Annotated in this window: 22 protein-coding genes; 19 read left to right on the top strand and 3 right to left on the bottom strand. The window is 72.8% G+C overall.

Features of this window, described 5'->3' with window-relative positions; translation table 11 throughout:
• Positions 1–26: 26 nt before the first annotated feature.
• The 16 genes from ABT352_RS36655 (at position 27) to ABT352_RS36580 (ending at position 18361) form a co-directional block, all read left to right on the top strand.
• Positions 27–1781: an ABC transporter ATP-binding protein gene (locus tag ABT352_RS36655; RefSeq protein ID WP_350949632.1), complete on the top strand. Its 1755-nt coding sequence runs from the start codon at positions 27–29 to the stop codon at positions 1779–1781.
• Positions 1774–3552: an ABC transporter ATP-binding protein gene (locus ABT352_RS36650; RefSeq protein ID WP_350949631.1), complete on the top strand. Its 1779-nt coding sequence runs from the start codon at positions 1774–1776 to the stop codon at positions 3550–3552. The genes ABT352_RS36655 and ABT352_RS36650 overlap by 8 nt, the downstream gene beginning before the upstream one ends.
• Positions 3549–4082 (top strand): NUDIX hydrolase, encoded by a 534-nt coding sequence (locus tag ABT352_RS36645; protein ID WP_350949630.1) that lies wholly within the window; start codon positions 3549–3551, stop codon positions 4080–4082. Before ABT352_RS36650 ends, ABT352_RS36645 begins: the two co-directional genes overlap by 4 nt.
• A gap of 4 nt (positions 4083–4086) precedes the next feature.
• Positions 4087–4983, top strand: coding sequence for an ATP phosphoribosyltransferase (hisG, locus tag ABT352_RS36640; protein ID WP_350949629.1), 897 nt, complete (start codon positions 4087–4089; stop codon positions 4981–4983).
• A gap of 14 nt (positions 4984–4997) precedes the next feature.
• Positions 4998–5825, top strand: coding sequence for an HAD family hydrolase (locus ABT352_RS36635; protein ID WP_350949628.1), 828 nt, complete (start codon positions 4998–5000; stop codon positions 5823–5825).
• A gap of 53 nt (positions 5826–5878) precedes the next feature.
• On the top strand, positions 5879–6928 hold the full coding sequence (locus tag ABT352_RS36630; protein ID WP_350949627.1) for a BMP family lipoprotein: 1050 nt from the start codon (positions 5879–5881) through the stop codon (positions 6926–6928).
• Positions 6925–8436, top strand: coding sequence for an ABC transporter ATP-binding protein (locus tag ABT352_RS36625; protein WP_350949626.1), 1512 nt, complete (start codon positions 6925–6927; stop codon positions 8434–8436). Before ABT352_RS36630 ends, ABT352_RS36625 begins: the two co-directional genes overlap by 4 nt.
• A complete protein-coding gene (locus ABT352_RS36620) occupies positions 8433–9569 on the top strand; it encodes an ABC transporter permease (protein WP_350949625.1) in 1137 nt (378 codons plus the stop codon). The genes ABT352_RS36625 and ABT352_RS36620 overlap by 4 nt, the downstream gene beginning before the upstream one ends.
• Entirely contained in the window at positions 9566–10783 is a 1218-nt protein-coding gene (locus ABT352_RS36615; protein WP_350949624.1) for an ABC transporter permease, read from the top strand. Before ABT352_RS36620 ends, ABT352_RS36615 begins: the two co-directional genes overlap by 4 nt.
• Positions 10784–10794: 11 nt before the next feature.
• Positions 10795–12927, top strand: a complete 2133-nt coding sequence (locus ABT352_RS36610) for a N,N-dimethylformamidase beta subunit family domain-containing protein (RefSeq protein ID WP_350949623.1) — start codon at positions 10795–10797, stop codon at positions 12925–12927.
• Positions 12924–13835 (top strand): 6-phosphogluconolactonase, encoded by a 912-nt coding sequence (locus tag ABT352_RS36605; RefSeq protein WP_350949622.1) that lies wholly within the window; start codon positions 12924–12926, stop codon positions 13833–13835. Before ABT352_RS36610 ends, ABT352_RS36605 begins: the two co-directional genes overlap by 4 nt.
• A 61-nt stretch (positions 13836–13896) precedes the next feature.
• A complete protein-coding gene (locus ABT352_RS36600) occupies positions 13897–14829 on the top strand; it encodes a PfkB family carbohydrate kinase (RefSeq protein WP_350949621.1) in 933 nt (310 codons plus the stop codon).
• Positions 14826–15551 carry a GntR family transcriptional regulator gene (locus tag ABT352_RS36595; protein WP_350949620.1) on the top strand — a complete coding sequence of 242 codons (726 nt, stop codon included), beginning with the start codon at positions 14826–14828 and terminating at the stop codon, positions 15549–15551. Before ABT352_RS36600 ends, ABT352_RS36595 begins: the two co-directional genes overlap by 4 nt.
• The gene (locus ABT352_RS36590; RefSeq protein ID WP_350949619.1) at positions 15544–16566 is read left to right on the top strand and encodes a nucleoside hydrolase; all 1023 of its coding nucleotides are present in this window, start codon (positions 15544–15546) and stop codon (positions 16564–16566) included. Before ABT352_RS36595 ends, ABT352_RS36590 begins: the two co-directional genes overlap by 8 nt.
• Positions 16567–16591: 25 nt before the next feature.
• Entirely contained in the window at positions 16592–17344 is a 753-nt protein-coding gene (locus ABT352_RS36585; RefSeq protein ID WP_350949618.1) for a response regulator transcription factor, read from the top strand.
• 75 nt (positions 17345–17419) lie between these two features.
• Entirely contained in the window at positions 17420–18361 is a 942-nt protein-coding gene (locus ABT352_RS36580; RefSeq protein WP_350949617.1) for an isopenicillin N synthase family oxygenase, read from the top strand.
• A 147-nt stretch (positions 18362–18508) separates the two neighbouring features.
• Here ABT352_RS36580 and ABT352_RS36575 read toward each other — a convergent pair whose 3' ends face one another.
• Positions 18509–19162 carry a TetR/AcrR family transcriptional regulator gene (locus tag ABT352_RS36575; protein WP_350949616.1) on the bottom strand — a complete coding sequence of 218 codons (654 nt, stop codon included), beginning with the start codon at positions 19160–19162 and terminating at the stop codon, positions 18509–18511.
• A 103-nt stretch (positions 19163–19265) separates the two neighbouring features.
• On the opposite strand from ABT352_RS36575, the gene ABT352_RS36570 reads away from it, so the two are divergent.
• Positions 19266–20828 carry an FAD-dependent oxidoreductase gene (locus ABT352_RS36570; protein WP_350949615.1) on the top strand — a complete coding sequence of 521 codons (1563 nt, stop codon included), beginning with the start codon at positions 19266–19268 and terminating at the stop codon, positions 20826–20828.
• Between the two features lie 228 nt (positions 20829–21056).
• Here ABT352_RS36570 and ABT352_RS36565 read toward each other — a convergent pair whose 3' ends face one another.
• The gene (locus ABT352_RS36565) at positions 21057–22178 is read right to left on the bottom strand and encodes an epoxide hydrolase family protein (RefSeq protein ID WP_350949614.1); all 1122 of its coding nucleotides are present in this window, start codon (positions 22176–22178) and stop codon (positions 21057–21059) included.
• A 262-nt stretch (positions 22179–22440) separates the two neighbouring features.
• Between ABT352_RS36565 and ABT352_RS36560 the strand changes: the two genes are divergently transcribed.
• The gene (locus tag ABT352_RS36560; protein WP_350949613.1) at positions 22441–22881 is read left to right on the top strand and encodes a MarR family winged helix-turn-helix transcriptional regulator; all 441 of its coding nucleotides are present in this window, start codon (positions 22441–22443) and stop codon (positions 22879–22881) included.
• A gap of 117 nt (positions 22882–22998) precedes the next feature.
• A complete protein-coding gene (locus ABT352_RS36555; RefSeq protein WP_350949612.1) occupies positions 22999–23730 on the top strand; it encodes a TSUP family transporter in 732 nt (243 codons plus the stop codon).
• 134 nt (positions 23731–23864) lie between these two features.
• Here ABT352_RS36555 and ABT352_RS36550 read toward each other — a convergent pair whose 3' ends face one another.
• A complete protein-coding gene (locus ABT352_RS36550; RefSeq protein WP_350949611.1) occupies positions 23865–24659 on the bottom strand; it encodes a DUF998 domain-containing protein in 795 nt (264 codons plus the stop codon).
• Between the last annotated feature and the right edge of the window lie 164 nt (positions 24660–24823).

Here is a 24823-nt window from a genome sequence, read left to right as displayed (position 1 = left end):
GTGAGCCGTTGACCAGGGAGGGGGCCATGGACCGGACGCGACCGGCGGGCCGGGCCGGGCGAGCACGGCAGGTCGCGTCGCCGGCCGTACTCGGGTGGATCGCCACCCGGCTGCGCGTGCACCGGCCGCTGCTGGCGGTGTTCACCGTGGCGGCGGTGGCGGCGAACGTGTGCACGACGCTGGTGCCGGTCCAGATCGGCGCGGCGTTCGCCGAGGCGACCGGCGAGCGTGCCGACCCCGGCGTGCTGGTCGCCGCGGCGGTCGCCACCGCGCTGCTGGCGGCCGGCCGGTTCGCCGCCGACCTGCTCTCGCACGGCTCGATGGAGGTCCTCGCCCAGCGGGTCAAACGCGACGTGCGCGACGAGCTGTACCGCAGTCTGCTGGCCAAGCGCATGTCCTTTCACGACCAGCAGCGCATCGGCGACATCCTGGCCCGCGCCATCAACGACGCGCGGCTCGTCGACTACATGTTCAGCCCAGGGGTGTCCACCGCGTTCAACGCGCTGCTCGCCCTGGTGGTGCCGATCGTGTTCATCGCCTCGCTGAACCCCCAGCTCCTGCTCGCCCCCGGCGCACTGGTCGTGGTGTTCGCGGTCGCGCTGCGCCGGCACCTACGGCGGCTGCAACCGCTGACGATGCGCATCCGGGAGACGTTCGCCGACCTGAACGAGCGCTTCTCCACCACGTTGACCGGCATCGCCACCGTGAAGGCGGCCACCCAGGAGGAGCACGAGCGGCTCGCGTTCCGGCGGGCCGCCGCCGCCTACCGGGACGCCTTCGTGCGGCGCGGCCGGGCGCAGGCCGTCTACCTGCCCGCGCTCAGCTTCGCCGTCGCGATGGCCGTCGGCGCCCTGCACTCCCTGTACCTGTACGGCCAGGGCGAGCTGGCGCTCGCGCAGGTCGTCACCTACCTGGGCTGGCTGGTGGCGCTGGCGCAGCCGGTCACCTTGTCGGAGCAGGCCGTGCCGGTCGTCCAGGAGGGGCTGGCCGCCGCCGCCCGGATGCGGCAGATCATCGACGGGCCCGGCGACCTCGAGGAGACCACCGGCGTCACGACGGCCGTCGAGGGCGCGATCACCTTCGACCGGGTGACCCTGCGCCACGACGGCAAGGACGTCCTGAGCGAGGTGTCCTTCCACCTGCCCGCCGGGCGCACGCTCGCCGTCGTCGGCCCCACCGGCAGCGGCAAGAGCATGCTGCTGAAACTCGTCGCGCGCATGTACGACGCCGACGAGGGGCGGGTGCTGATCGACGGCCGGGACGTACGCGACTGGGAGCCGGGCGCGCTGCGCCGTCAGATCGGCCACGTGGACCAGGAGATCTTCCTGTTCTCCAAGAGCGTGCTGGACAACGTCGCCTTCGGCGCACCCGCGGGGGCCGCGGAAGAGGACGTCAAGCGCGTCGCCAAACTGGCCTGCGCCGACGACTTCGTCCAGGAGATGGAGCACGGCTACGCCACCGTCCTGAACGAGGGCGGCACGACGCTGTCCGGTGGTCAGCGGCAACGGCTGGCCATCGCCCGGGCGCTGCTCACCGACCCGCGTGTCCTCACCCTGGACGACGCGACGAGCGCGATCGACGCGCGTACGGAGGCGACCATCACCGAGGCGATCGAGCGGGCGACCGCCGGCCGCACCACCGTGCTGGTCTCGCACCGTCCGGGCCAGATCCGGCGCGCGGACCTCATCGTGCTGCTGGACGCCGGGCGCGTCGTCGACCTCGGCGGGCACGACGAGCTGATGGCACGCTGCGCGCTCTACCGGGAGATCTACAGTGACTGACCTGTTCGCGGGCCTGCACGCCGACACCTACGACCGCGTGTACGGCAACCGCCGGCTCCTGGTGCGCATCCTGGCCTATCTGCGCGCCCGGCGCGGCACGATGCTGGGCTGCGCGGTCCTTGTCGTGGGGGCGGCCCTGCTGACCGCCTCGGTGCCCGTCGTCATCGCGCGGCTGATCGACGAGGTCGGCGGCGGGGCGGGGCTGGGCCTGTGGCTGGGCCTGTTCGTCGTCGCCGCCGCGGTGCTGGCGTGGGCGATGAACTGGGCGCGCCAGGCAGTCACCGCCCGGCTGGTCGGCGACGTGGTCTACCGGCTGCAGTGCGAGGCCGCCGACGCCGCGCTGGACAAGGACGTCGCCTTCCACGACGACAACTCCGTCGGGCGGGTGCTCAGCCGGGTCACCGGCGACACCGAGGGCTTCGGCTCGGTGATGACGCTCACCTTGAACCTGCTCAGCCAGTCGCTGCTGGTCCTGCTGCTCGGCGGCGTGGTGTTCTGGACCGACCCGGGCCTGGGGCTGATCATCGTGGCCGCGTTGCCGTTCCTGCTGGGGGCGGCGCTGGCCTTCCGCCGGATCGCCCGCACGGCGGCGGCCGCCACCCGGCGGGTGATGGCGAAGGTCAACGCCAACGTCCACGAGTCGATGATGGGCATCGCCGTCGCCAAGAGCTTCGGCCGCGAACAGACCGTCTACGACGACTTCGACGACGTCAACCGGCTGTCGTACCGGGTGTACGTGCGCCAGGGGCTCATCTACGCGGTCATCCTGCCGGTGCTGACCCTGCTGGCGGGGCTGGCGACGGCCGTCGTGCTCTACCAGGGCGGGCGTTTCGCGATGCTCGGCCGGCTCTCGCCCGGCGAGTGGTACTTCGCGCTGCAGGCGCTCGGCATGCTGTGGCAGCCGGTCACCCAGGCGGCGGCGTTCTGGAGCCTGTTCCAGCAGGGGCTGGCCGCCGCGGAACGGGTGTTCGCGCTGATCGACGAGCGGGGATCGGTCGTGCGGGGAGGGAGCGAGCCGGTGTCGCGCCTGAACGGTGAGATCGAGGCGCGCGGCCTGCGTTTCGGCTACGGCTCCGGCGGCCCCGTCTTCGACGGGCTGGACCTGCGGATCGCCGCGCGCGAGACGGTGGCGATCGTCGGGCGCACCGGGGGCGGCAAGTCCACCCTCGTCAAGATCATCGCCCGTGCGTACGACTTCCAGGGCGGCGAGCTGCTCGTCGACGGCCGCGACGTCCGCGCCCTGGACCTGACGGCCTACCGGCGGCGCGTCGGCGTCGTCCCGCAGCACCCGTTCGTGTTCGCCGGCACGCTGGCGGAGAACATCGCCTACGGCCGTCCCGGAGCCGGTCCGGCCGACGTCGAGCGCGCCGTCGACCGGATCGGGCGCCGGGTGTGGAAGCGCAGCATGCCGATGGCGCCGCACGAGCGGCTCGCCGACGGCGGCCGGGGGGTGTCGGTCGGGCAGCGGCAGCTCATCGCCGTGGCGCGGATGTTCGTGCGCGAGCCCGACATCGTGCTCCTGGACGAGCCGACCGCCAGTGTCGACCCCCTCACCGAGAGGGGCATCCAGAACGCGCTGGCGCGGCTGTTCGCCGGCCGGACCGTCCTGGTCATCGCGCACCGGCTGTCGACCATCCGGCGGGCCGACCGGATCCTCGTCCTGGACGAGGGCAGGATCGTCGAGGACGGCTCCTTCGACGAGCTGCTGCGCCGTGACGGGCCGTTCGCCGCCTTGTACGCCACCTACTACGCCCACCAGGAGACGGCATGAGCAGCCCGCCGCCGGAACGCTGCGCGCCGCACCCGCGGGAGTTCGACACGATCCAGCGGAGGGCCTCGGCCGAGGGCGTGCGCTGTGTGGTGGGAGCCGTCCTGGTCAACCCGCGCGGCGAGGTGTTCCTGCAGCGCCGCGCCCCGCATGTGCGGCTGTTCCCCGGCTGCTGGGACATCGTCGGCGGGCACGTGGAGGCCGGCGAGACGCTGTGCGCGGCGCTCGCCCGCGAGATCGCCGAGGAGACCGGCTGGCATCTTGAGCGGGTCGGCGACCTGGTCAAGGTGTTCGACTGGGAGGGCGGCGACGGCACCCGGCGGCGCGAGATCGACGTGCTCGCCACCGTCACCGGAGACCTGGAACGGCCCCGCGTCGAACACGACAAATTCGTCGAGGCCGGCTGGCTGGACGCGGCGCGGCTGCGCGTCCTGGCCGCCGGCGGTGAGGAGACCGGCATGGTCGATCTGGCTCTGCGCGCCCTCGCCATGCGCTCCCCCGCCGGCAACACCCCGCCTACCTGGAGACGCTGATCACATGATCTCGCTCGCGCTGCCCAAGGGGTCCGCTCTGGAGCGGCCGGTCCTGGACCTGTTCACCGCGGCCGGGCTCGGCGTGCGCCGGACGTCTGGACGCAGCTACCGGGCGAGCATCGAGTACGGCGGCCCGATCCAGGTCGTCTTCTTCAAGCCGCGGGAGATCCCGCTGGTCCTGCAGGACGGGGCCTTCGACGTCGGCGTCGCCGGCACCGACTGGATCGAGGAGACCGGCGCCAAGGTCGAGGTCGTCGAGGCGGTGGCGGCGGGCCGTCCGTGGCGCATGGTGCTGGCCGTACCGGCCGAGACATCGGCGGGGCCCGCGGGCCTGCCACCCGGCGCCCGGGTGGCCACCGAGTTCCCCGGCATCGGCCGGCGCTATCTGCGCGGCCGGGGGTCGGCGGCCGAGGTGGTGCACTCCTACGGCGCCAGCCAGGCCAAGATCCCCGAGCTCGCGGACGCCGTCATCGAGGTGCTCGAACCGGGCGCGTCCCTCGCGCCGGGCCTGCGGGTCCTCGACACGGTGCGCACCTGCGCGCCGCGGCTCATCGCCGGGCCGCACGCGTGGCGGGACGCCGGCAAACGCGCCCGGATCGAGAAGGTGGCGCTGCTTTTGGGCTCGGTGCGGGCGGGGGCGGCGCACGTGCTGCTGACGGTGCGCACGTCGGCGCGCGAGTTGCCGCGCGTCGCGCCCGCGCTGCCGCCGCGCTCATGGCGCGTCGGTGACCTGTCCGAGGAGGGGGCTGTGGTGGTGCAGGGGCTGGCGGCACGGCGTGGCGTGGCCGAGACCATCGACGCCATCCTGGCCGCGGGCGCGGCCGACGTCGTGGTGTCCGCGGTCGGCCGGGTCGTGACCCGTCGGCAGCGGTCTTCGTCGCGGGAGCCGTGCCGGCCGTGAGCAGCGTGCCGCCCGTGGAACGCCGAATGATCGTCTGCGACCTGGACGGCACGCTGCTCGACTCGCGCGGCGAGCTGTCCGAGCGCACCCGGGCGGCCGTGCGCCGCGTCCGGGCGGCCGGGCATGTGTTCGTCATCGCGACGGCGCGGCCGGTCCGCGACACCCGGCACGTGGCCGCGGCCCTCAACGACACCGGCGACAGCGGCGACAGCGGCGACACAGCCGGCGCGAACAGCGCGGTCTGCGGCAACGGCTCCGTCGTCTACGACTTCGCCCGGGACGAGGTGGTCGATCACCACCCGTTCGCCGAGGCGGACGTGACCAGGGCGCTGACGGCGCTGCGCGACCGCTTTCCCGGCATCCGGCTGGGCGCCGAGTGTCATCTGGAGCTGTTGCTGGAGGACGCCTTCGAGCTGGCCCCCGCGCTGGCCCGCGACGCCCGTCGGGTGGCGAGGCTGGAGGAGGCGATCGACTGGCACGGCGTCGGCAAGATCGTAGTCCAGCTGGAGGGGGCGGCCCGCGGGTACTACGAGAGCGTGGGCACGCTGCTGCCCGGGTGCGAGGTCACCGTGTCGGCGGACGTGTTCTGCGAGGTGACCCGCGCCGGAGTGACGAAGGCGGCCGCCCTGGAGGCGATGGCCGACCGGCTCGGCTTCGGCCGCGCGGGGGTGATCGCCTTTGGCGACATGCCCAACGACCTGCCGATGCTGACCTGGTCGGGGACGGCGGTCGCGGTCGCCAACGCCCATCCGGCGGTGCTCGCCGCGGCCCATGAGATGACCGCGTCCAACGACGAGGACGGCGTCGCCGTATGGCTGGAGCGGTTATCAGAGAAGCATTGACACTTGTCTGATGAGTGCTCATTCTGGTCAAAGCCCCGGTTTGGGAGGTACTTGTGTCCCGCCTGTTCACCCGGTCGTCGATCGCCCTTTGCTTTCTGTTCGCCCTCGTCGCCTGCGGAGGCTCGCAGGGCACCGCCCAGAACGCGGGGGCGAACGAGGCCGCCTCGGCTGCGGGCGCCGCCGGCCTGCGCGTGGGGGTCGCCTACAGCCGGGGCGGGCGCGGCGACAAGTCCTTCAACGACTCCGCGGGGGCGGGCGTCGATCAGGCCAAGGCCGCGCTGGGCATCGAGGTCAAGGAGCTGAGCCCGAACGCGGCCGGCTCCGACCTGGAGGAGATCCTGCGCCTCCTGGCCGAGACGGGCCACAACCCCGTCCTGGCCGTCGGCTTCTTCTACGCCCAGCCGCTCACGAAGGTCGCGCCCGCCTACCCGGGAACGCACTTCGTCATCATCGACGACGCGACGGTGAAGCTGCCCAACGTCACCAACGTGGTGTTCCGCGAGGAGCAGGCCAGTTACCTGGTCGGGGCCGCGGCGGCGCTGAAGTCCGCCACCGGGCGGATCGGCTTCGTCGGCGGCGTGCAGACGCCGCCCCAGGAGAAGTTCCTGGCCGGGTACGCGGCCGGCGCCCGCGCGATCGACCCGAAGATCCGGCTGTCGAGCGTCTTCATGACGCAGCCGCCCGACTTCAGCGGATTCTCCTCCCCCGACAAGGCGCGGGAGGCCGCCCGCGGCATGTACGACGGCGGCGCCGACATCGTCTACCACGCGGCCGGCGCCTCAGGGCTCGGCGTCTTCCAGGCGGCCAAGGCGGCACACAAGTGGGCCATCGGCGTCGACGTCGACCAGCGCCGCACCGTCGCCCCCGACCTGTCGGAGGTGATCCTCACCAGCGCCACCAAGCAGATCGACGTCGCGGTGCGGCGTGTCATCGAGGAGCAGGCGGCGGGCAAGGCGGTCTACGGGCTGCGCGAGTTCGGCCTGGACGAGGACGGCGTCGGCTACGCCACCACCGGCTCCGACCTCGCCGACATCCGCCCCCGGCTGGACGAGATCAGAAAGCGGATCATCGCCGGCGAGATCGACGTGCCGGTCACCCCGTGAGGCGGCCTTCGACGACCTCCCCGGGCGTGCCGCTCGTCGAGCTTCGCCGCATCACCAAGCGCTACCCCGGCGTCACCGCCAACCGCGACATGAACCTCCTGGTGCGGCCGGGCCGGGTGCACGCCGTGGTCGGCGAGAACGGCGCCGGCAAGTCGACCCTCATGCGCGTCCTGTACGGCGAGGAGCGCCCCGACTCCGGCGACCTGCTGCTCGACGGCGTCCCCGTGCGGTTCCGGTCGCCCGCCGACGCCATCGCGGCCGGCATCGGCATGGTGCACCAGCACTTCCTGCTCGCCGAGAACCTGACCGTGCTGGAGAACGTGATCCTGGGCGCCGAGACCTCGCGCCGCGGGCTGCTCGACCGCCGCACGAGCGCCCGCGCGCTGCGCGACCTCGGCGAGCGCTACGGCCTGGCCGTCGACCCCGGCGCCCGGATCGAGCACCTGGGCCTGGGCGAACGGCAGCGGGTGGAGATCCTCAAGGCCCTGTACCGGGGCGCGCGTCTGCTCATCCTCGACGAGCCCACCACGGTGCTGGCGCCCGGCGAGGTGGGGCGCCTGTTCACCAGCCTCGCCGAACTGCGCGCCCAGGGCCTGGCCGTGCTGTTCATCTCGCACAAGCTCGACGAGGTGCTCAGCGTCTCCGATCACATCACCGTCATCCGCGCCGGAACCGCGGTGGGCGAGTTCGCCGCCGGCGACGCCGACCCGGGCGTCCTCACCCGGCTCATCGCCGGCGGCGACCTGCCGCCCACCGTCCGCGGCGGGCGCACGGAAAAGGGCCCCGTCGTGCTGCGCCTGGACGGCGTGCGCACCGACGCCGTCCAGGCGGCCACCCTGGAGCTGGCCAAGGGCGAGATCCTGGGCATCGCCGGCGTCCAGGGCAACGGGCAGTCCGAGCTGATCGACGCGCTGGTGGGCACCCGCCAGATCACGGCCGGCACCGTGCGCCTCGGCGACCGTGACGCCACCCGGCTGGGCGTGCGCGGGCGCCGCCGCCTGGGACTGGCGTGCATCCCCGAGGACCGCCACCGCCACGCGCTGGCGCTGCCCGCCACGCTGTGGGAGAACGTCATGCTGGGCAGCGAGGACCTGCGCCGCCGCAGCCGGTGGCGCCTGGACCGCGCGGCCGCCCGGGAGGCCGCCGGGCGGATCGGCGCCCGCCTCGGCGTCGGCGCGCCCTCCCCCGACGTCCCCGCCGCCGCGCTGTCGGGCGGCAACCAGCAAAAACTCGTCGTCGGCCGGGTGCTGCGCGGCCGTCCCCAGGTGCTGCTCGCCGCCCACCCCACCCTCGGCGTGGACGTCGGCGCCCAGGCCGTCATCTGGGATCTGCTGCGCGAGGCCCGCGATGCCGGCCTGGCCGTCCTGCTGGTCAGCGCCGACCTCGACGAGGTGCTCGGCCTGAGCGACCGCGTACAGGTGATGTTGCGCGGCCGGCTGACACCCGCCCTGCCGGTCGCCGAACTCACCCGGCCGCGCCTGGTCCGGCTGATGACGGGCACCGGATGAACACGATCATCACCCGGGCCGGGAAGGTGCCGCGCGTGCTCGCCGCGCCGGCGCTCGCGCTGCTGCTGGCCCTCGTCGTGGCCACGGCGTTGCTGACCGCGGCGGGCGCGTCGCCAGGCAGGACATATGTGACGATGCTGGAGTTCGGCGCGCGGCCGGACTCGCTCGTCTCGGCCGTGAACCGCTCGGTCGTCTACTTCCTCGCGGGCCTCGCGGTGGCCGTCACGTTCCGCATGAACCTGTTCAACATCGGCGTGGAGGGCCAGTACCGCCTCGCCGCGCTGCTGGCCGCGGCCACCGGCGCGCACCTGGACCTGCCGGCGCCCCTGCACGTGGCCGTCATGTGCGCGGTGGCCATGCTCGCCGGGGCCGCGTGGGCCGCGCTCGCCGCGCTGCTCAAGGTCTGGCGCGGTGTGTCGGAGGTGTTGTCGACGCTGCTGCTGAACTATGTCGCCACCGGGGTCGTGGCGTACCTGCTGGCCGAGGTGTTCGCCGCCGGCAGCACGACGGGGTCGACCGCGGACCTGCCGCCCTCGGCCCGCCTGCCCGAGCTGAACGGCCTGCTCGCCGCGGCCGGGGTAACGCTCCCGGGCGGCGCGAGCCTGGGCGGGGCCGTGCTCGGCGCCGCGCTCCTGGGGGTGGCCCTGCACCTGCTGCTCACCCGGACGCTGTTCGGGCACGACCTGCGGATGAGCGGGCTGAACGCCGCGGCGACCCGCGTCCACGGCGTCGATCCACGCCGCATGATCGTCGTGACGATGCTCGTCTCGGGCGCGATCGCCGGACTGGCCGGGCTGCCCCACCTGCTGGGCACCGCCTACCACTTCGGCCTGGACTTTCCCGCCGGGGCGGGCTTCACCGGCATCGCGGTGGCCCTGCTCGGCCGCAACACCCCGCTCGGCATCGCGCTCGCCGCCCTGCTCTTCGGCTTCCTGGAGCGCTCGGCGCTCATCCTCGACATCGAGGGCGTGCCCAAGGAGATCGTCACGATCATGCAGGGCGTCATCGTGATCAGTGTCGTGGTCGCGCACGAGGTGGTGCGTCGCGCCGAACGCCGGCGCGCCGCACGGCTGGTGCGGGCACGCACCGAGCCCGAGGCCACCCCGGCCCCGGCGCCGGGCGGGGTCTCGTGAACGCGCTGACGCGGCGGCCGCTGCTGATCGTCCTGCTCGTGCTGCTCGCGGTGGCGGGCGTCCGCGCCCTCACCGGCGAGGCGCTCACCGACTCCGGCATGGTCGGCGCCGCACTGCGCCTCGCGGTGCCGATCGGGCTGGCCGCCCTGAGCGGGTTGTGGAGCGAACGCGCGGGCGTCGCCAACCTCGGCATCGAGGGCATGATGATCATCGGGACGGTGTGCGGGGCGTGGGCGGGCCACTTCCACGGCGTCTGGGCCGGGGTGGTGGCCGGAGTGCTGGGCGGCGCCGCCGCCGGACTGCTGCACGCCGTCGTCACCGTCACCTTCGGCGTCGACCAGGTGGTGTGCGGCATCGCCGTCAACATCCTGGCGGCGGGGGTGGCGCGTTTTCTGTGCGTCGTCGTGTTCGCCGGCCTGCCCGGCGCCGGGGCCACCCAGTCGCCTCCCGTCACGGGCGAGGTCGGCACCGTGAGCATGCCGCTGCTGGCGGGCGGCGCGGGCGGCGGCGACCTGCTGGGCGACCTGGAACGCGGCGGCGTCTTCCTCCTCGCGGACGCCGCCGGCCTGCTGCGAGGGCTGCTGCACGAGGTGTCGTGGCTCACCGTGGCCGCCGTCGTGCTCGTCCCGGTCAGCGTCGTGCTCCTGTGGCACACCGCGTTCGGGCTGCGGCTGCGCTCGGCCGGGGAGCACCCGGCCGCGGCCGACTCGCTCGGCGTGCCGGTCCAGCGGATGCGCTACTGCGGCGTGCTGGTCTCCGGCGCTCTGGCCGGTCTGGCCGGCGCCTACCTCGTCACCGTCTCCTCCGGCCTCTACCAGGAGGGCCAGACCGGCGGGCGCGGCTTCATCGGCCTCGCCGCAATGATCTTCGGTAACTGGCGGCCGGTCGGCACGGCGGGCGGGGCGCTGCTGTTCGGCTACGCCGACGCCGTGCAGCTGCGCCAGGCGAGCGCGGTGCACACCCTGCTGCTTTTGGGCGCGATGCTGGCGTGGGCGGCGGCGATCGTCGTCGCGCGGCGGCGGCCCCGCCTGGCGGCGGGCGCGGCCCTGCTCGGCGCGGCCGCCTTCGCGCTCTTCCAGAGCACCGGCTCGGTGCCCACCCAGCTCATCTACGTCACGCCGTACCTGACCACGCTGCTGGTGCTGGCCACGGTCGCCCAGCGGCTGCGCATGCCCGCCTACGTCGGCCTGCCCTACCGGCGGGGAGATGCCTGACCATGACACACGTGCCGCGACCCCGGATGCTGGCCTACCTGGACCGCTGGTCCGCCTCCCCCGGACAGCGCGTGAACGTGCACGCGAGCGGGCCCGCCGGAGCCGCGCGGGTCGAGGTGGTCGACCTGGTGAGCCAGGCCGTGCTCGGCCAGGCGATGCCGGTCACCGTCGAGCCGCGGCGCCTGCTGACCGGCTCCCACCTGGAGGCCACCGGCGTGCCGGCCCCCGCCCGAGGCAGCGTCGCGCTGTGGCTGCGCCCGCACGGGGCCGGCGCCCGGCAGGTCGCGGCGGAGCTGGACACCGGCGACCGGCGGCTGCTGATCACCCTGGACGAGGCCGGACGTCCCGAGACCGTCATCGAGACCGGATCCGGCGTCCTGCGCGCGGGAGCGGGTTCGGCCCTCCCTCAGGGGGCGTGGTCGTTGCTGGTGGCCGCCTGGACGGCGGAGCCGTCCGGCACCCGGCTGCGCCTGAGCATCCGAGGGGCGGTGCGCGACGACGCCGCCGCGTACCGGGCGGACCTGCCGCTGGAGCCGGCGACCGCGACCCTGCGCTTCGGCGCGGGCTCCGGCCACCGCGACCCGTACGCCGGGCGCCTGGCGCTGCCCCTGCTGACCGGCGACGCGCTCACCTCCGGCGACTGCGACACCATGACGGGCCTGACCGGCGGCCCGGCCCTGGCCGGGCACCTGGGCGCCGGCCTTCTCGCCCTGTGGGACCCGGCCGCCGATCCGGGCGGCCCCGTCGTCCTCGACATCAGCGGAAACGCCCGGCACGCCCGCGCCGTCAACCGGCCGCTCGCCGGGCTCGTCGGCCCCGGCGAGGACGGCACCCGCACCGCCCTGCAGCTCAGCCCCGAAGACCTGGACGACGCCCGCTGGCCGCGAACCTGCGCGGTGACCGTACCCGCCGACGCCGGCTCGACCGTGCTCGGCGTGCGAGTGCGCGCCCACGGTGACTCTCACAGTGACTCCCACGGTGACTGCCATGTTGTCCCGCTCGTCGTCCCCCCGGCCGGCCCGGCGCGCCCGATCGCGGTCGTCCTGCCGACGTTCACCTACCTGGCCTACGCCAACCACCGCCAGTCCAGCGAGGCCGAGTACTTCGGCGACTACTCGCACGTGACCGACCGGCGCATCGAGCTGTCGGACACCGACGTCCACCTCAACGCCCACCGCGACCTGGGCCTGTCCCTGTACGACCAGCGACGCGAGGGCGGCCCCGTCTACCACTCCTGCGGTCGGCGCCCGGTGCTCAACCACACGCCGGACTACCGGTGGTGGATGACCGGGGCGCCCCGGCACTTCGCCGCCGACCTGCTGCTGCTGCGCTGGCTGCACGCCGAGGGCTTCGCCTTCGACGTCCTGGCCGACGAGGACGTGCACACCGGCGGGGCCGCCCTGCTGGCGCGCTACCGCGTCGTGCTGACCGGCAGCCACCCCGAGTACGTCAGCGCACCGGAGCGCGAGGCCGTCGCGGCGTACGTGTCCGGCGGCGGACGGCTCATGTACCTGGGCGGCAACGGCTTCTACTGGGTGACCGGCGTCGATCCGCGCCACCCGAACGCGATCGAGGTACGCCGCGGCCACACCGGCGCCTGGTGGGACAACGAGCCGGGAGAGGACGTCCTCACCTCGACCGGGGAGCCCGGCGGACTGTGGCGCGAGCGCGGCCTGGCGCCCCAGGAGTTGCTGGGCGTCGGCTTCACCGCCCAGGGCTGGGGCCCGGCGCCCGGCTTCACCCGCCTGCCCGACGGTTACCGTGCCGAGGCGGCCTGGGTGTTCGCCGGGATCTCCGATCCGGTCATCGGCCGCCACGGGCTCGCTCTCGGCGGCGCCGCCGGAGACGAGATCGACCGCGCCGACCCCGGCCTCGGCACCCCGCCGGGCACCTTGTTGCTCGCCACGTCCGCGGGCGGGCACAGCGGCCACTACCAGAACGCGCCGGAGGAGGCCAGTCTCGGCGCGGACGCCGTCCGCGCCGACATGACGCTGCGCCTGACCGGGGCGGGCGGCGCCGTCTTCGCCACCGGATCCGTCAACTGGGTGGCCAGCCTCGCCTGCTGCGACGGCGACGTCCGGCACGTCACTCGAAACGTCCTGTCCCGGTTCCTTATCCCGAAACCCTTCAAAGGAGTGACGTGACCTTCGTCAGGACAAAGGCGCACGCCTACCCCTATCCCCGCACCTCCGGTGAGCTCACCGAGGAGCACCTGAGTATGCCCGCCGCGACGCTCACGGCGATCGCGCGGCACCCGGTGACCGTGTATCCCGACACAGGCGCCCTCTACCACCGGCTGGCCCGTGAGATGGCCGACGAGCTGCGCGACAACAACCTGCGTGGCGAGCCCACCCGCTGGATCCTGCCCGTGGGCCCCAAGGCGCACTATCCGCTGCTGGCGCGCATCTGCAACCAGGAGCGCATCAGCTGGGCCGAGGTGCACGCCTTCCACATGGACGAGTTCCTCGACTGGCAGGGCCGCCCCGTCGAGCCGTCACACCCGTTCAGCTTCCGCGGCTACTGCGACCGCAACCTCTACCAGCTGCTGGACCCCGCGCTGCGCCCTCACCCCGGCAACGTCGTCTACCCCGATGTCCTCGACCCCGACGCCTACGGCGCCCGCCTGCGCGAGGTCGGCGGGGCCGACACGTGTTTCGCGGGCTTCGGCTACCGGGGGCACCTCGCCTTCAACGAGCCGCCCTCGAACCGCTGGCACCGGTACACCGTCGAGGAGTTCGCCGCCTCCACCACGCGGATCGTCACCCTGCTCGACGACACGCTCGTGGCCCTTTCGCACCGGCTGACCGGCGGCTACACCCAGCCCATCCCGCCGATGGCCATCACGCTGGGCATGGCGGAGATCCTTTCCGCCCGGCGGCTGCACCTCATCACCGACGGCGGCGCGTGGAAGCGGTACATCGTCCGCGTGCTGCTGCTGACGACCGAACCGGAGGTGTCGCTCCCGGTCACGCTGGCGCACCGGCACCCCGACGTGCGCGTCTCGGTGGACGCCGACAGCATCGCCCCGTGCGCGGTGGGGCTGGGCGCATGACCCCGCCTTTGGCCCGGTCCCCTCACCAAGCACCGGCGCCCCCGAGAAAGGCGGTGCCCCGGTGACCGTGCTCGCGCTCGGCGCCTACACCCTGGACCTCTACATGTTCGGCGGCCGCCTGCCGTCCGCCGGCGAGAGCGTCAACGCCGCCGAGTACGCCACCGCGCACGGCGGCAAGGCGGCTAACGTGGCGGTCGCGGCGGCCCGGCTCGGCGCGCCCGCGCGTTTCGCCGGCTGCCTGGGCGAGGACGCCGACCGTTCGGCGGCGCTGGCGGCGCTGCGGGCCGACGGCGTCGAGGTGGGCGACTGCGCGATCGCCAAGGGCGTGGCCACCGGGCGCAGCTTCGTCTACGTCGACGACCAGGGGCGGCAGATCGTGATGACCTGGCCGGGGGCGGCCGGCCTGCTGGCCCCGGAGCGGGCGGCCGCGGCGGCCGCGCGTCTGCCGGCCGGGTCGGTTCTCGTCCTGCAGGGCGAGATCCCGGTGGCCACCTCGTGCGCGGCCGCGGCGGCCGTCTCGCCGGGAGTGCGCCTCCTGGTCAACCCCAGCCCGGCCGAGGCGTTCCTGGGGGCCGACGGGGCGGACCTGCTGAGCAGGGCCGACGTGGTGGTGCTCAACGAGGCAGAACTGGGCGTGCTGACCGGCGGCCGCACCGCGGACTTCTCGCGGTCCCTGGGCCTTCGTACCAAAGGAGGGGCCGTGGTCGTCACCCGGGGCGAGCGGGGGGCCGAGGTGAGCGACGATCACGGCACTATGCTGGTCGACGCACCCCGCGTGGACGCTGTCGACACGACCGGAGCGGGCGACGCCTTCACCGGTACGCTGGCCGCCACCCTGCGCGCCGGGCTGAGCCTGGCGGCCGGGGTCCGACTCGCCTGCAGGGTGGCCGCAGTCTCGGTCACGCGCCGTTTCTGCGTGCCCAGTTACCCGTCCGCCGGAGAGCTCGGTCTCGCCCCTCTCCACGGTCCACCGGCGCAGGAGATATCCGCATGACACCACGACCGCACACCCTGGCCGTCAGGATCCGCGACCGGCTCCGCCTCCTCATCGTCGAGCAGGGCCTGCGCCCGGGCGACAAGCTGCCGTCGGAGAACGAGCTGATGAACCTCTTCGACGCGGGCCGCACCAGCATCCGCGAGGCGTTCAAGCTCCTGGAGCAGGAGGGCGTCATCCAGGCGCGTCACGGTGACGGCCGCTACCTCACCGCGCAGCCGAGCCTGGATCGTCCGCTGACCCGCCTGGAAGGGGTGACGGAGATGCTCGCCAGCCGCGGTTTCACCGCCGACGACACCGTCTTGGACGTCGCCTCGGTCGAGCCGGACCGCCACCAGCGCGAGGTGTTGCGGCTGGCGCCCGGTGAGACGATCGTGCGCCTGGAGCGGCTGCGCCGGCACCGGGACGACGCGTTGCTCTACTCGATCGACCTGTTCCCGCGCCGGCTCGTCCGTCTCCCGCTGGACGAGGTCGACTGGTCCGGGTCGCTGTTTCAGCTCCTCACCGAGCACGGTCACACGATCGCGTACGCGGTCACCCAGGTCCGTGCCGTCACCCTGGATTCGGCGCAGGCCGAGCGCATCGGCGGCGCCGAGGCCGGCGGCGCGTGGCTGCTGCTCATCCAGACCCACCACGACAGCGCGGGTCGGCCCCTGCTGTTCTCGCAGGACTACCACCGCGGCACCGACTTCTCCTTCCACCTGGTGAGGCGCCGTGACTGACCCCCCGACAACCGGCACCGAAACCGGCACTGAAACCGGCACTGAAACCGGTGCCGCACCCGGCGCCGCACCCGGTGCGCGCCGCCGCCACGTCGTGTTCGACCACGACGGCGCGCCCGACGACCTGCTGGCGCTGCTGCTGCTGACCCGCTACGAGAACGTCGATCTGCGCGGTGTCGCCGTCACCCCGGCCGACTGCCTGCCCGCGCCCGGACTGTCGGCCACCCGCAAGATCCTCGCCTTGGTGGGCCGGGACGTACCGACGGCGCTGGGCGTGCTGCCCGGCCGCAACCCTTTTCCGCTCGCCTGGCGGATCGACGCCCTGCGGGCGGACGCGCTGCCCGTGCTCAACCAGCGCGGCCGCACCGTCCCCGCCGCTCAGGCGCCCCCGGCGCACGAGCAGCTCGCCACCTGGCTGGCGCAGGCGCCGGGACCGGTCACCGTGCTGGCCACCGGCCCGCTGACCAACATCGCCTGGTGCCTGAAGCACCATCCTCGGCTCGCGGCACGCATCGAGGAGATCGTGTTCATGGGCGGCGCCCTGGATGTGGCGGGCAACGTCCACCAGCCGGGCCACGACGGCACCGGCGAGTGGAACGTCTACTGGGATCCCGACGCCGTCAAGTGCGTGTTCGACTCCGATGTGCCGATCACCATGTTCCCGCTGGATGTGACCAACCGGGTGCCGGTGACCGCCGACTTCGTGGAGATCTTCGGCCGTGCGTACGGCGAGCACGTGAGCGACCTGGCCGGGTCGCTGCTCGCGCTCACCTTCGGCACGCTGGAGACCACCGGGCTGCCCTACTGCTGCTGGGACAGCCTCACCGCCTCCTACCTCGCCGACCAGGACATCTGCACCTTCGAGACGGTGCGCTGCGATGTCGTGACCCGGAGCGCGAGCCAGGGACGAATCGTGCGAAGTGCCGGCGGGCGCGCGGTCCGCTGTGCCCGGTCGGTCGACGCCGACCGGTTCTACCGGCACTTCGTCACCACCCTCGCCCCGCGCGGGCGATGACCTCAACGACAGAAAGGATCATGCGATGAGCACGAGAACGATGGATGCGGGCGAGCGGATCGCCGCGCCTCTTTTCGGCCGCCGCCGGATCCTGTCCGTCTTCTGGCTGGCCGAGGACGAGATCTCCTTCTACGGGCTGCCGCTGCTGCTGTGCCGGGTACCGCACGTGGTCAGGGCGACGGTCGGCCGAAGCGTGGCGGAGGCCGGCCAGGCGCTGGGCGGAGGGGATTTCGACGTGGTGGTGCTGCCGGTCGCGACGGTGCCGCAGGTGGTGGCCGCCGCCGGTACGCCCTGTGGCCGCACCAGGGTGCTGGCACTGATGCGAACCGAGGAGGCGCGCCACCTGTCCCCTGTCGCCGGCGATCACGGTGTCGACGGCTGCCTGCTGTGGGACGTGGTCAACGTCGCCGGATTGTCCGACGCCTTCGCGCACCTGCTCAGCGGCGACCTGCCCACCCTGCCGGTCGCGCCGTCCGTGTCGCCGTCCGTGTCGCCGTCCGTGTCGCCGGTCGCGCCCTCCCCCCAGGGCGCCGGCGCCGAGCTGACCGACCGGCTGACCGAGCGCGAGCACACGGCGCTCGCCCTGCTGCTGCGCGGAATGAGCAACAACCAGATCGCCCGCGCCATGGGCATCTCGATCCACGGCGTCAAACGGCACGTCTCGAACCTGCTGGTGAAATTCGACTGCTCCAACCGGACGGAGGTGGCGCTGGTCGCGCAGCGGCTGGGACTCAGCTCCGCCACCGGCGGCCCCCGCGTCAACCCGGCGGTCAGGTGAAGGGCGGCACCGCCGCCCTTCACGGATTCGCATATCGCCCGCACCCCGTAGTGACCGAAGAGAAGTGGAGCGACAATGGACGTCCCCCCCATGGAACTCAGTGGTCGCGTTCCCCTCGTGCGCGCCGACGATCTCGACGCCGACATGGAGAAGGCGACGCAGGCCATCAGGACCCAGCTGACCGACTGGGGCTTCATGGCCGCCGAGGTCCCCGGCATCGGCGCACGCGTCCGCACCATGATGGAGGAGTTCGCCTCGGCGTGCCGATCGCCGGAGCCGCGGCTGGCCGACTACGCGCAGTCGTCGGTGCCCCAGCTGTCGGTCGGCGGCACGCACGGGTTCTTCCCCTACAACTCCGAGATCCCGCGCCTGGCCAACGGCGTGCCCGACCCCAAGGAGTTCATTCACATCAGCGGGGCGCTGCTGGCCGACCAGCCGCCCGGCGCCGGTGACGTGCTGCGCGCCTTCCCGGCGTTCGGGGCGGCGGCGGCCGGTGTGTTCGACACCGCGTTCCGGCTGATCTCCCTGTTCGGAGAGGTCGTCCGCGGCATGATGGCGCCCGGCACCCCCGAGCTGGACCTGTCGCGGGAGGCCACGAACCTGCGGGTGATCCGCTACCGGGACGTGGGCGATCGCGAGGTGCTGGCGCACGAGCACTCGGGCATCCAGATGCTCGGCCTGCAGTTGCCGCCTTCCGACCAGGGGCTGCAGTACGTGCTGCACGACGGCACCTGGGTGGAGCCGGTGATCGCCGGCACCGACGTGGTCCTGTGCAACATCGGCCGGATGCTCACGAGCGCCTCCGACGGGCGGTTCCGGCCGTCGACGCACCGGGTGCACACCAAACCCATGCCGCCCGGCTACGAACGCCTGTCGTCGGTGCTGTTCGCCTACCCGCCGCACAAGGCGCCCCAGTGGAAGATGGTCGACGGTGAGATGGTGACGCTCGACGCGACCTGGGGTGACTTCATCGAGAGCCGGTTCCAGGGCCTGGGTGAGCGGCAGCCGGAGTCCTGACGAAGAGGGGGCCTTTCGGCCCGGTGCGGCTCGCGATCCGCGCCGGCGGCCCGAAAGGCCCCCTCCTGCCGGTGGTGTTCGGCCGTCTCCCACGCCGGCGACGATTCAGCGGCAGATGCCGGGGCGCCGTTTCCTTCGGCAGGCGGTTCACTGACGCCGGTGGCGGAGTGCTCGTTGCTCGGCGGCGTCGAGTGCGGGCGCGAGGGGCGCGAGCGCGGCGCGAAGGAGGTCCGGCAGCGAGCCGGACGGCACGACGAGCCCGCCGGCCGTGGCGGACGAGACGGTCGCCTGCAGCCATTGCTCGAGCGCCACGCGAACCGCGGCGGCCACGCTCGCCGCGAGCACCCGTGCGGTGTGCGGGTCGCCGTCGCCGAGACGTCCGGCGATCGCATCGGTGAGGGGGTGCTCGATCGCGGTGGTGGTTTCGACGAACGCCTCGCGCAGCGCCGGGCGGGTGACGATCAGCAGTAGCGCGTCCCGGGCGGATTCGTCCGGGGCGGTGTACTGATCCACGATCGCCTCGATGACGGCGTCGGCGAGGCCGACGCCGCGGGGCCGGCCGGCCACCGCCGCCGCGACCCGCGCCTCCCGTTCGCCGGCGACGGCGGCGACGATCGCCTGTTCGCGGCTGGAGAAGTAGTTGTTGTACGTCCTGGGTGAGACGCCGGCGGCCTCGGCGATGTCGTCGACGCGCACGTTGTCGGGTCCACGCTCAAGAGCCAGCCGCAGGGCCGCGGTGCGCAGGGCCTCTCGGGTGGCCTGCTTCTTCTGCTCGCGCAGCCCTGCCGGTCTCGTCGTCACCGTCTCAGCCTCCCAGATTCAATGCGCGTACGCAAACTTGCCTACACGCAACTTTTTTCCTAGCCTGGGCGTCCTCTCACCTCGGGCGAACAAGGGAACGCACATGATCACAGATGTCGTCATCGTCGGCGGCGGCCCGAACGGGCTGATGCTGGCCTGCGAGCTGAGCCTGGCGGGGGTCCGGCCACTCGTGCTGGAGCGGCTGCCGGAGCCGAGCGAGGAACCGAAGGCGAACGGGCTGCTCGGCCAGGTCGTCAAGCTGCTCGACCGCCGGGGGCTGCACGAACGTCTCAGTGGCAGCCCGGAGCCGCCGCGGCCGAACTCCGCCTACTTCATGTTCGGCGCGATGGGCCTGGACCTGAGTGTGCTGGACGACAGCCCCGTCTACGCCCTGCCGGTGCCGCAGCGGCGCATCGTGCAGGTTCTGCAGGAGCGCGCCGTCGAGCTGGGCGTGGAGATCCGGCGCGGACATGAGGTCGTGGGCCTGTCGCAGGACGACGAGGCGGTCACCGTCGACGTCGCGAGCCCGGGCGGGGCCTACCACCTGCGGGCCCGGTACCTTGTCGGCGCCGATGGAGCCCACAGCGTCACCCGCAAACTCTCCGGCATCGGATTCCCCGGAGTCACCTACGACCGGATGACCGTGCGCTCGGCGCATGTGACGGTCCCGGCGGACCGGGTCGATCCTGCGACCGGTGCGCTGAACGTGCCCGGCTACGGCGCCGTTTCGCCGTTCCTGCCCCACCGCACCGAGCACGGGGGGTTCTCCTACGCGCCGATGCCCGGCCACCCGCCGCTGGTCAGCACCACGGAGTGGGACCAGCCCGCGACCGATGCGGTGATGAGCCTGGAGGAGTTACGGGCGAGCGTCCGCCGCGTGCTCGGCGTCGAGGTGCCGCTCGGCCCGCCCGACGGCCAGGGACCGCACGTGCTGCGCCGGCTGAGTGGCGGTAACACCCGGGTCGCCGAGCGGTTCGCCGACGGCCGGGTGTTCCTGATCGGTGACGCCGCTCATGTGTACGCCGCCACGGGGGGCGGTCCAGGGCTCAACCTCGGCCTGCAGGACGCGGTCAATCTCGGCTGGAAACTCGCCGCCGAGATCCGGGCAGGAGCCCCGTCCGGGCTGCTGGGCACCTACGAGACGGAGCGGCGGTCGGCCGCCCGGCGCATGGTGCTGAACGCGCAGGCACAGGCGGCCCTGATCGCCCCCGGCGACGATGTCACCGGACTGCGCGAGGTGTTCGCCGAACTGCTCCGCGACCCCGGCACCGTGCGGCGCCTGGCCGAGCTCACCGCGGGCGCCGACGTCCGCTACGACATGGGTGCGGGCGAGGCGCATCCGCTGACCGGCCGGTTCGCCCCGGACCTGGACCTGCGCACCCCGGCCGGTCCGGTCCGGCTGGCCGAGCTGACCAGGACCGCACGCCCCTTGCTGCTCGACCTGACCGAGGAGGCGTCACTGGCGAAGACCCTCGCCCTGCGGCACGACCAGGTCGATGTCGTCACGGCGCGCTCCCAGGCCGCCGCGCCCACCGCCCTGCTCCTTCGACCGGACTGCTACGTGGCCTGGGCGTCTTCGTCACCCCGGCCCGATCCAACGGAGATCGCGGCACTCCAGGCGGCCTTGCGGCGGTGGTTCGGAGTCATCACGCCCGCTCGCACCTGAGGTCGCCGGTACCGGTCCGTCATCGGTGACCGCGATCGGACGGATCGCGGAGGCGCACGCGTGCGCCGAGTGCGGACAGGCGAGCTCGTGGCCCGCGTCCGAGCTCGTCGTTCCCCCGTTCGGGGCCTCCCGCCTGGCCGCGGGAGGCCCGCCCCCTCCGATCACCGCGCCCGGAGCGATCCGGCCACCTTTCCGCTCGCGAAATGACGCGATCGCGACCCGGAACATTCAAGGGGTGTGACGCCGGACTCGGCTCGTCGGCCCCTCCTGCTCGACATGAGGGAGGAAGAAGTCCCGGACGTCCCCGGCGAGCAGCTCCGGCACCTCCATCGCGGCGAAGTGGCCGCCGCGCTCGAACTCCGACCAGTGCCTGATGTCGTACAGCCGCTCGGCCAGCGGCCGCACCGACTGCGTGATGTCGTGCGCGAACACCGCCACGCCGACCGGTACCGGGCACGGCTCGACCCGCCGCGGAGCCTCACGTGCCAGCCGCGCCGAGGAGGCCGCGGTGGCGGTCAGCCAGTACAGCGAGATGTCGGTGAGCATCCGCTCGTCGTCGATCTGCGAGCGCGGGTCCGTCCACTGCGCGAAGCGCTCGGCGATCCAGGCCAGCTGGCCGACCGGCGAGTCGGTGAGCGCGTATCCGAGGGTCTGCGGGGTGGTGGCCTGCAGAGCCTGGTACGGCGGGCGGTTCGCCATCAGCCGCCTGACCTTCTCCAGCCGGGCCTCGTCGGCTTGCGACAGCTCGAGGCCGGCGTCGGGGTCCGGCCGGGTCGGCAGGTAGTTGACGTGCACCCCGGCGACCTGCTCGGGGGCCACCGCGCCGAGCGCCAACGAGATGCCCGAGCCGAAGTCGCCGCCGTGCGCGCCGTAGCGCTCGTACCCCAGGCGGCGCATCAGCTCGGCCCAGGCCCGGGCGACCCGGACGATGTCCCAGCCGCGCTCGTGGGTCGGCCCGGAAAAACCGAAGCCCGGGATGGAGGGGATCACCAGGTGGAAGTCGCGCGACAGGGGCTCGATCACGTCGAGGAACTCCAGGAACGACCCTGGCCAGCCGTGGGTGAGGACGAGCGCGAGTGCGTCCGGTCTTGGAGAGCGGACGTGGACGAAGTGGATGTTCTGCCCGTCGATCTCGGTGGTGAAGTGCGCGAGCTCGTTCAGCCTGGCCTCGTGCGCCCGCCAGTCGTAGCCGGTGCGCCAGTGTTCGGCGAGCTCCTTCAGCCGCGCCAGCGGGAAGCCGTAGTCCCATCCGGCGCCGGTGATCTCGTTGGGCCAGCGGGTGCGCGAGAGCCGGTCGGTGAGGTCGTCGAGGTCCGCCTGGGGGATCTCGATGCGAAACGGCTTGATCATGGTCTTGGCTCCAGGGGGTTCGTCCGGCGCCCGGATGTTCGGACGAGCGGGTGTCGATGAGGTCGGTGCGGACGGCGACGGGGACAGCGGGTGCCGGTTTCGGAACCACGCTCGCGCGGGTGTCCATGGCGCGCCCGAACGTGATCGGTGCTCGCGTGTTCAGGCGGTCACGGCCCGCGCCGTTTCCGTTGGCTCCACCAACGTTGGCGACGCCCACTATATACAGATTTATTGGTCATACCAACGATGTATGGTGGCTGATGTGGAAAAAACACCCGCACGTCTGACCGCGAAGCCGAGTTGGCTGCTCACCCAGCTGGCGGTGCACGCCCACCGCCTGGCCTCCGACGGCTTCGGGCAGGTGGGGGCGCGTGGATACCACTACCGGATCCTGGCCGCGCTGGAGGAGTTCGGGGTGGCCAGTCAGGCCGAGCTCGGCCGCCGGTGCAACATGGACCGCAGTGACGTCGTGGCGGCGATCAACGAGCTGGCCGGGCAGGGCCTGGTCGAGCGGACGCCGGACCCCGAGGACCGAAGGCGCAACCTGGTGACCCTCACCGCGGCGGGTGATCGGCAGCTGCGGCGCCTGGACCGGGCGCTCGACGAGGCGCAGGAGGAGCTGCTCGGACCGCTCGCGGCCGAGGACCGGCAGGCCCTGACCCGCCTGCTCACCCAGCTGCTCGCACACCACCAGCGGGGGTGAGCGGCGCCCGGATCGCGCCGGGGCCGGCCGAGGCGGGGAAAAGCTGTTGATCGCTGCGGCCGCGCGGGGGAAGGCTGTGGCGAATCACCGGTGAAAAGCATCCGCGAGGAGCCGTCCGTGGCGAGTGAGTGGGGGGTCGTCCTCGTACTGGGCGTGATCATGGTAGCGGGAGCCTCGGTGCAGCGGCTGGCGGGGATCGGGTTCGCGCTCGTGTCGGTGCCCGCCCTGGTGCTGCTGCTGGGCCCGGCCGAGGGCGTGGTGCTCGCCAACTGCGCGGCCGGCGCCATCAGCGCGGTCGGCCTCGCCGGCACCTGGCGCCAGGTGCGCCTGGCCGCGATGGTCCCGCTGGTCGCCGCGGCCGCCTGCACGGTACCGGCCGGGGCCTGGGTGGCCGCCCGCCTGCCCGAGCCGGTGCTGCTGGCCGGGATGGGGGTGCTGGTGAGCGTGGCCGTGGCGCTGGTGATGTGGGGTGCTCGGGTGCCGGCCCTGCGCGGCGTCAAAGGCGCGGTGGCCGCCGGGGCCGCCAGCGGGTTCATGAACTCCTCCGCCGGGGTGGGCGGCCCCGCGGTCTCCCTGTACGCGGTGAACGCGGGCTGGACGGTACGGGAGTTCGTGCCGAACGCCCAGTTCTACGGGGTGGTGGTGAACGCCTTCTCCGTGACGGCCAAAGGCGTGCCGCAGCTGCCCGCGCCGGTCTGGCTGCTGGTCGCGGCCTCCATCGCGGCGGGCTCGGCGATCGGCGCGGCACTGGCGCGGCGGGTTCCGGAAAGGCCGGCCCGGCTGATGGTGCTGCTGCTCGCGCTGGGCGGCGGGCTCACCACGCTGGGCAAAGGGCTGTGGGAGCTGTGAGCGAGGGATTTTCCGGGGTCGATCTGCCGGTGAGAATCGTGCACACCGTGCGAGGCCGGCGTCGACGACGCCGCCGGCCTCGCACGGACCCGAGCGGAGGGCCTGGCGGCTGGTGGTGATCGCGGGGTTCTGCGTCACCCGGCCTTGACCTCGGCGGCGGGGTGCGCGTCCGGCATGTCGAGGGTTCGGCGACTCCAGACCGATGCTCCCGCGCAGAGAAGCCCGATCAGGAACGGATGGGTGGCACCGCGTTCGACGAGGCCGATGACGCCGCTCGCGGAGTCGCCAGCGGAAGAGATGATCATCAGGAGGTAGGCCGCCGTCGAGAGCAGGCCGACCACTCCGGTCGTGACCAGCGCCCTCCCGATCCCGGGCGAGAACCCGACACGCCGGCGCATCCTCCCGAGCACGACCGCGAGCATGTTCGCGCCGATAAAGCCCGCGAAGGCTCCCATGCTGTGGTAGGCGCCGGTGCCGTCTTCCAAAGCCTCGCCGGAGCCCGGGAACAAGCCGAGCAGAACACCGCCGACGGCCAGCAGTGTCGCGGGCACGAGCGTCGTCCAGCGGCGCCAGCCCGACAGGCCACGCAGCAGCGCGATACCGGCGAGGATCGTGATCCCGAACAGGATGAAACCGGTGTTCATCACCCAGGCAAGAGGTGAGTACATGTACTGCCCGAACAGGGTCGAAGGTCCGTGGACTCCGAGATCGCTGATGAAGTGGTACGTGTAGCTGTAGGGCGGATCCGTCCACGCTGCGGCAGCGACGAACTCCGCGAGCAGGAAGATCACAGGGCCGGCGACGAGCAACGCTCCCGCGGCTCGTCGCCGCGAAAGCCGAAGCACATCGGGGCCGGGCGTGTCGGGTCGCGAGTCGTTCCCGGGCTTTTCTTGCTCGATGCCGGAACGCGAGTGGGTGTACCCGGTCATGGCTGTAGTCCTTTCAGGCGTTGCTGCGGCGCTGACACCAAGGCCGGTGGAGGTTCTCACGGGTTCGGTCCTGCCGCCCGAATCGTCTTCCGCCGCCGACCTTACTTCACTCACACACTAAGTACATCGAGATTACTTTTATTGTCAATATACTTAGAGGTCGA

It is taken from the genome of Streptosporangium sp. NPDC000563, assembly GCF_040299985.1.
Classification (GTDB): Bacteria; Actinomycetota; Actinomycetes; order Streptosporangiales; family Streptosporangiaceae; genus Streptosporangium.
The sequence above is the reverse complement of the archived record's forward strand: the minus strand, read 5'-3'. Positions and strand labels throughout refer to the sequence as shown.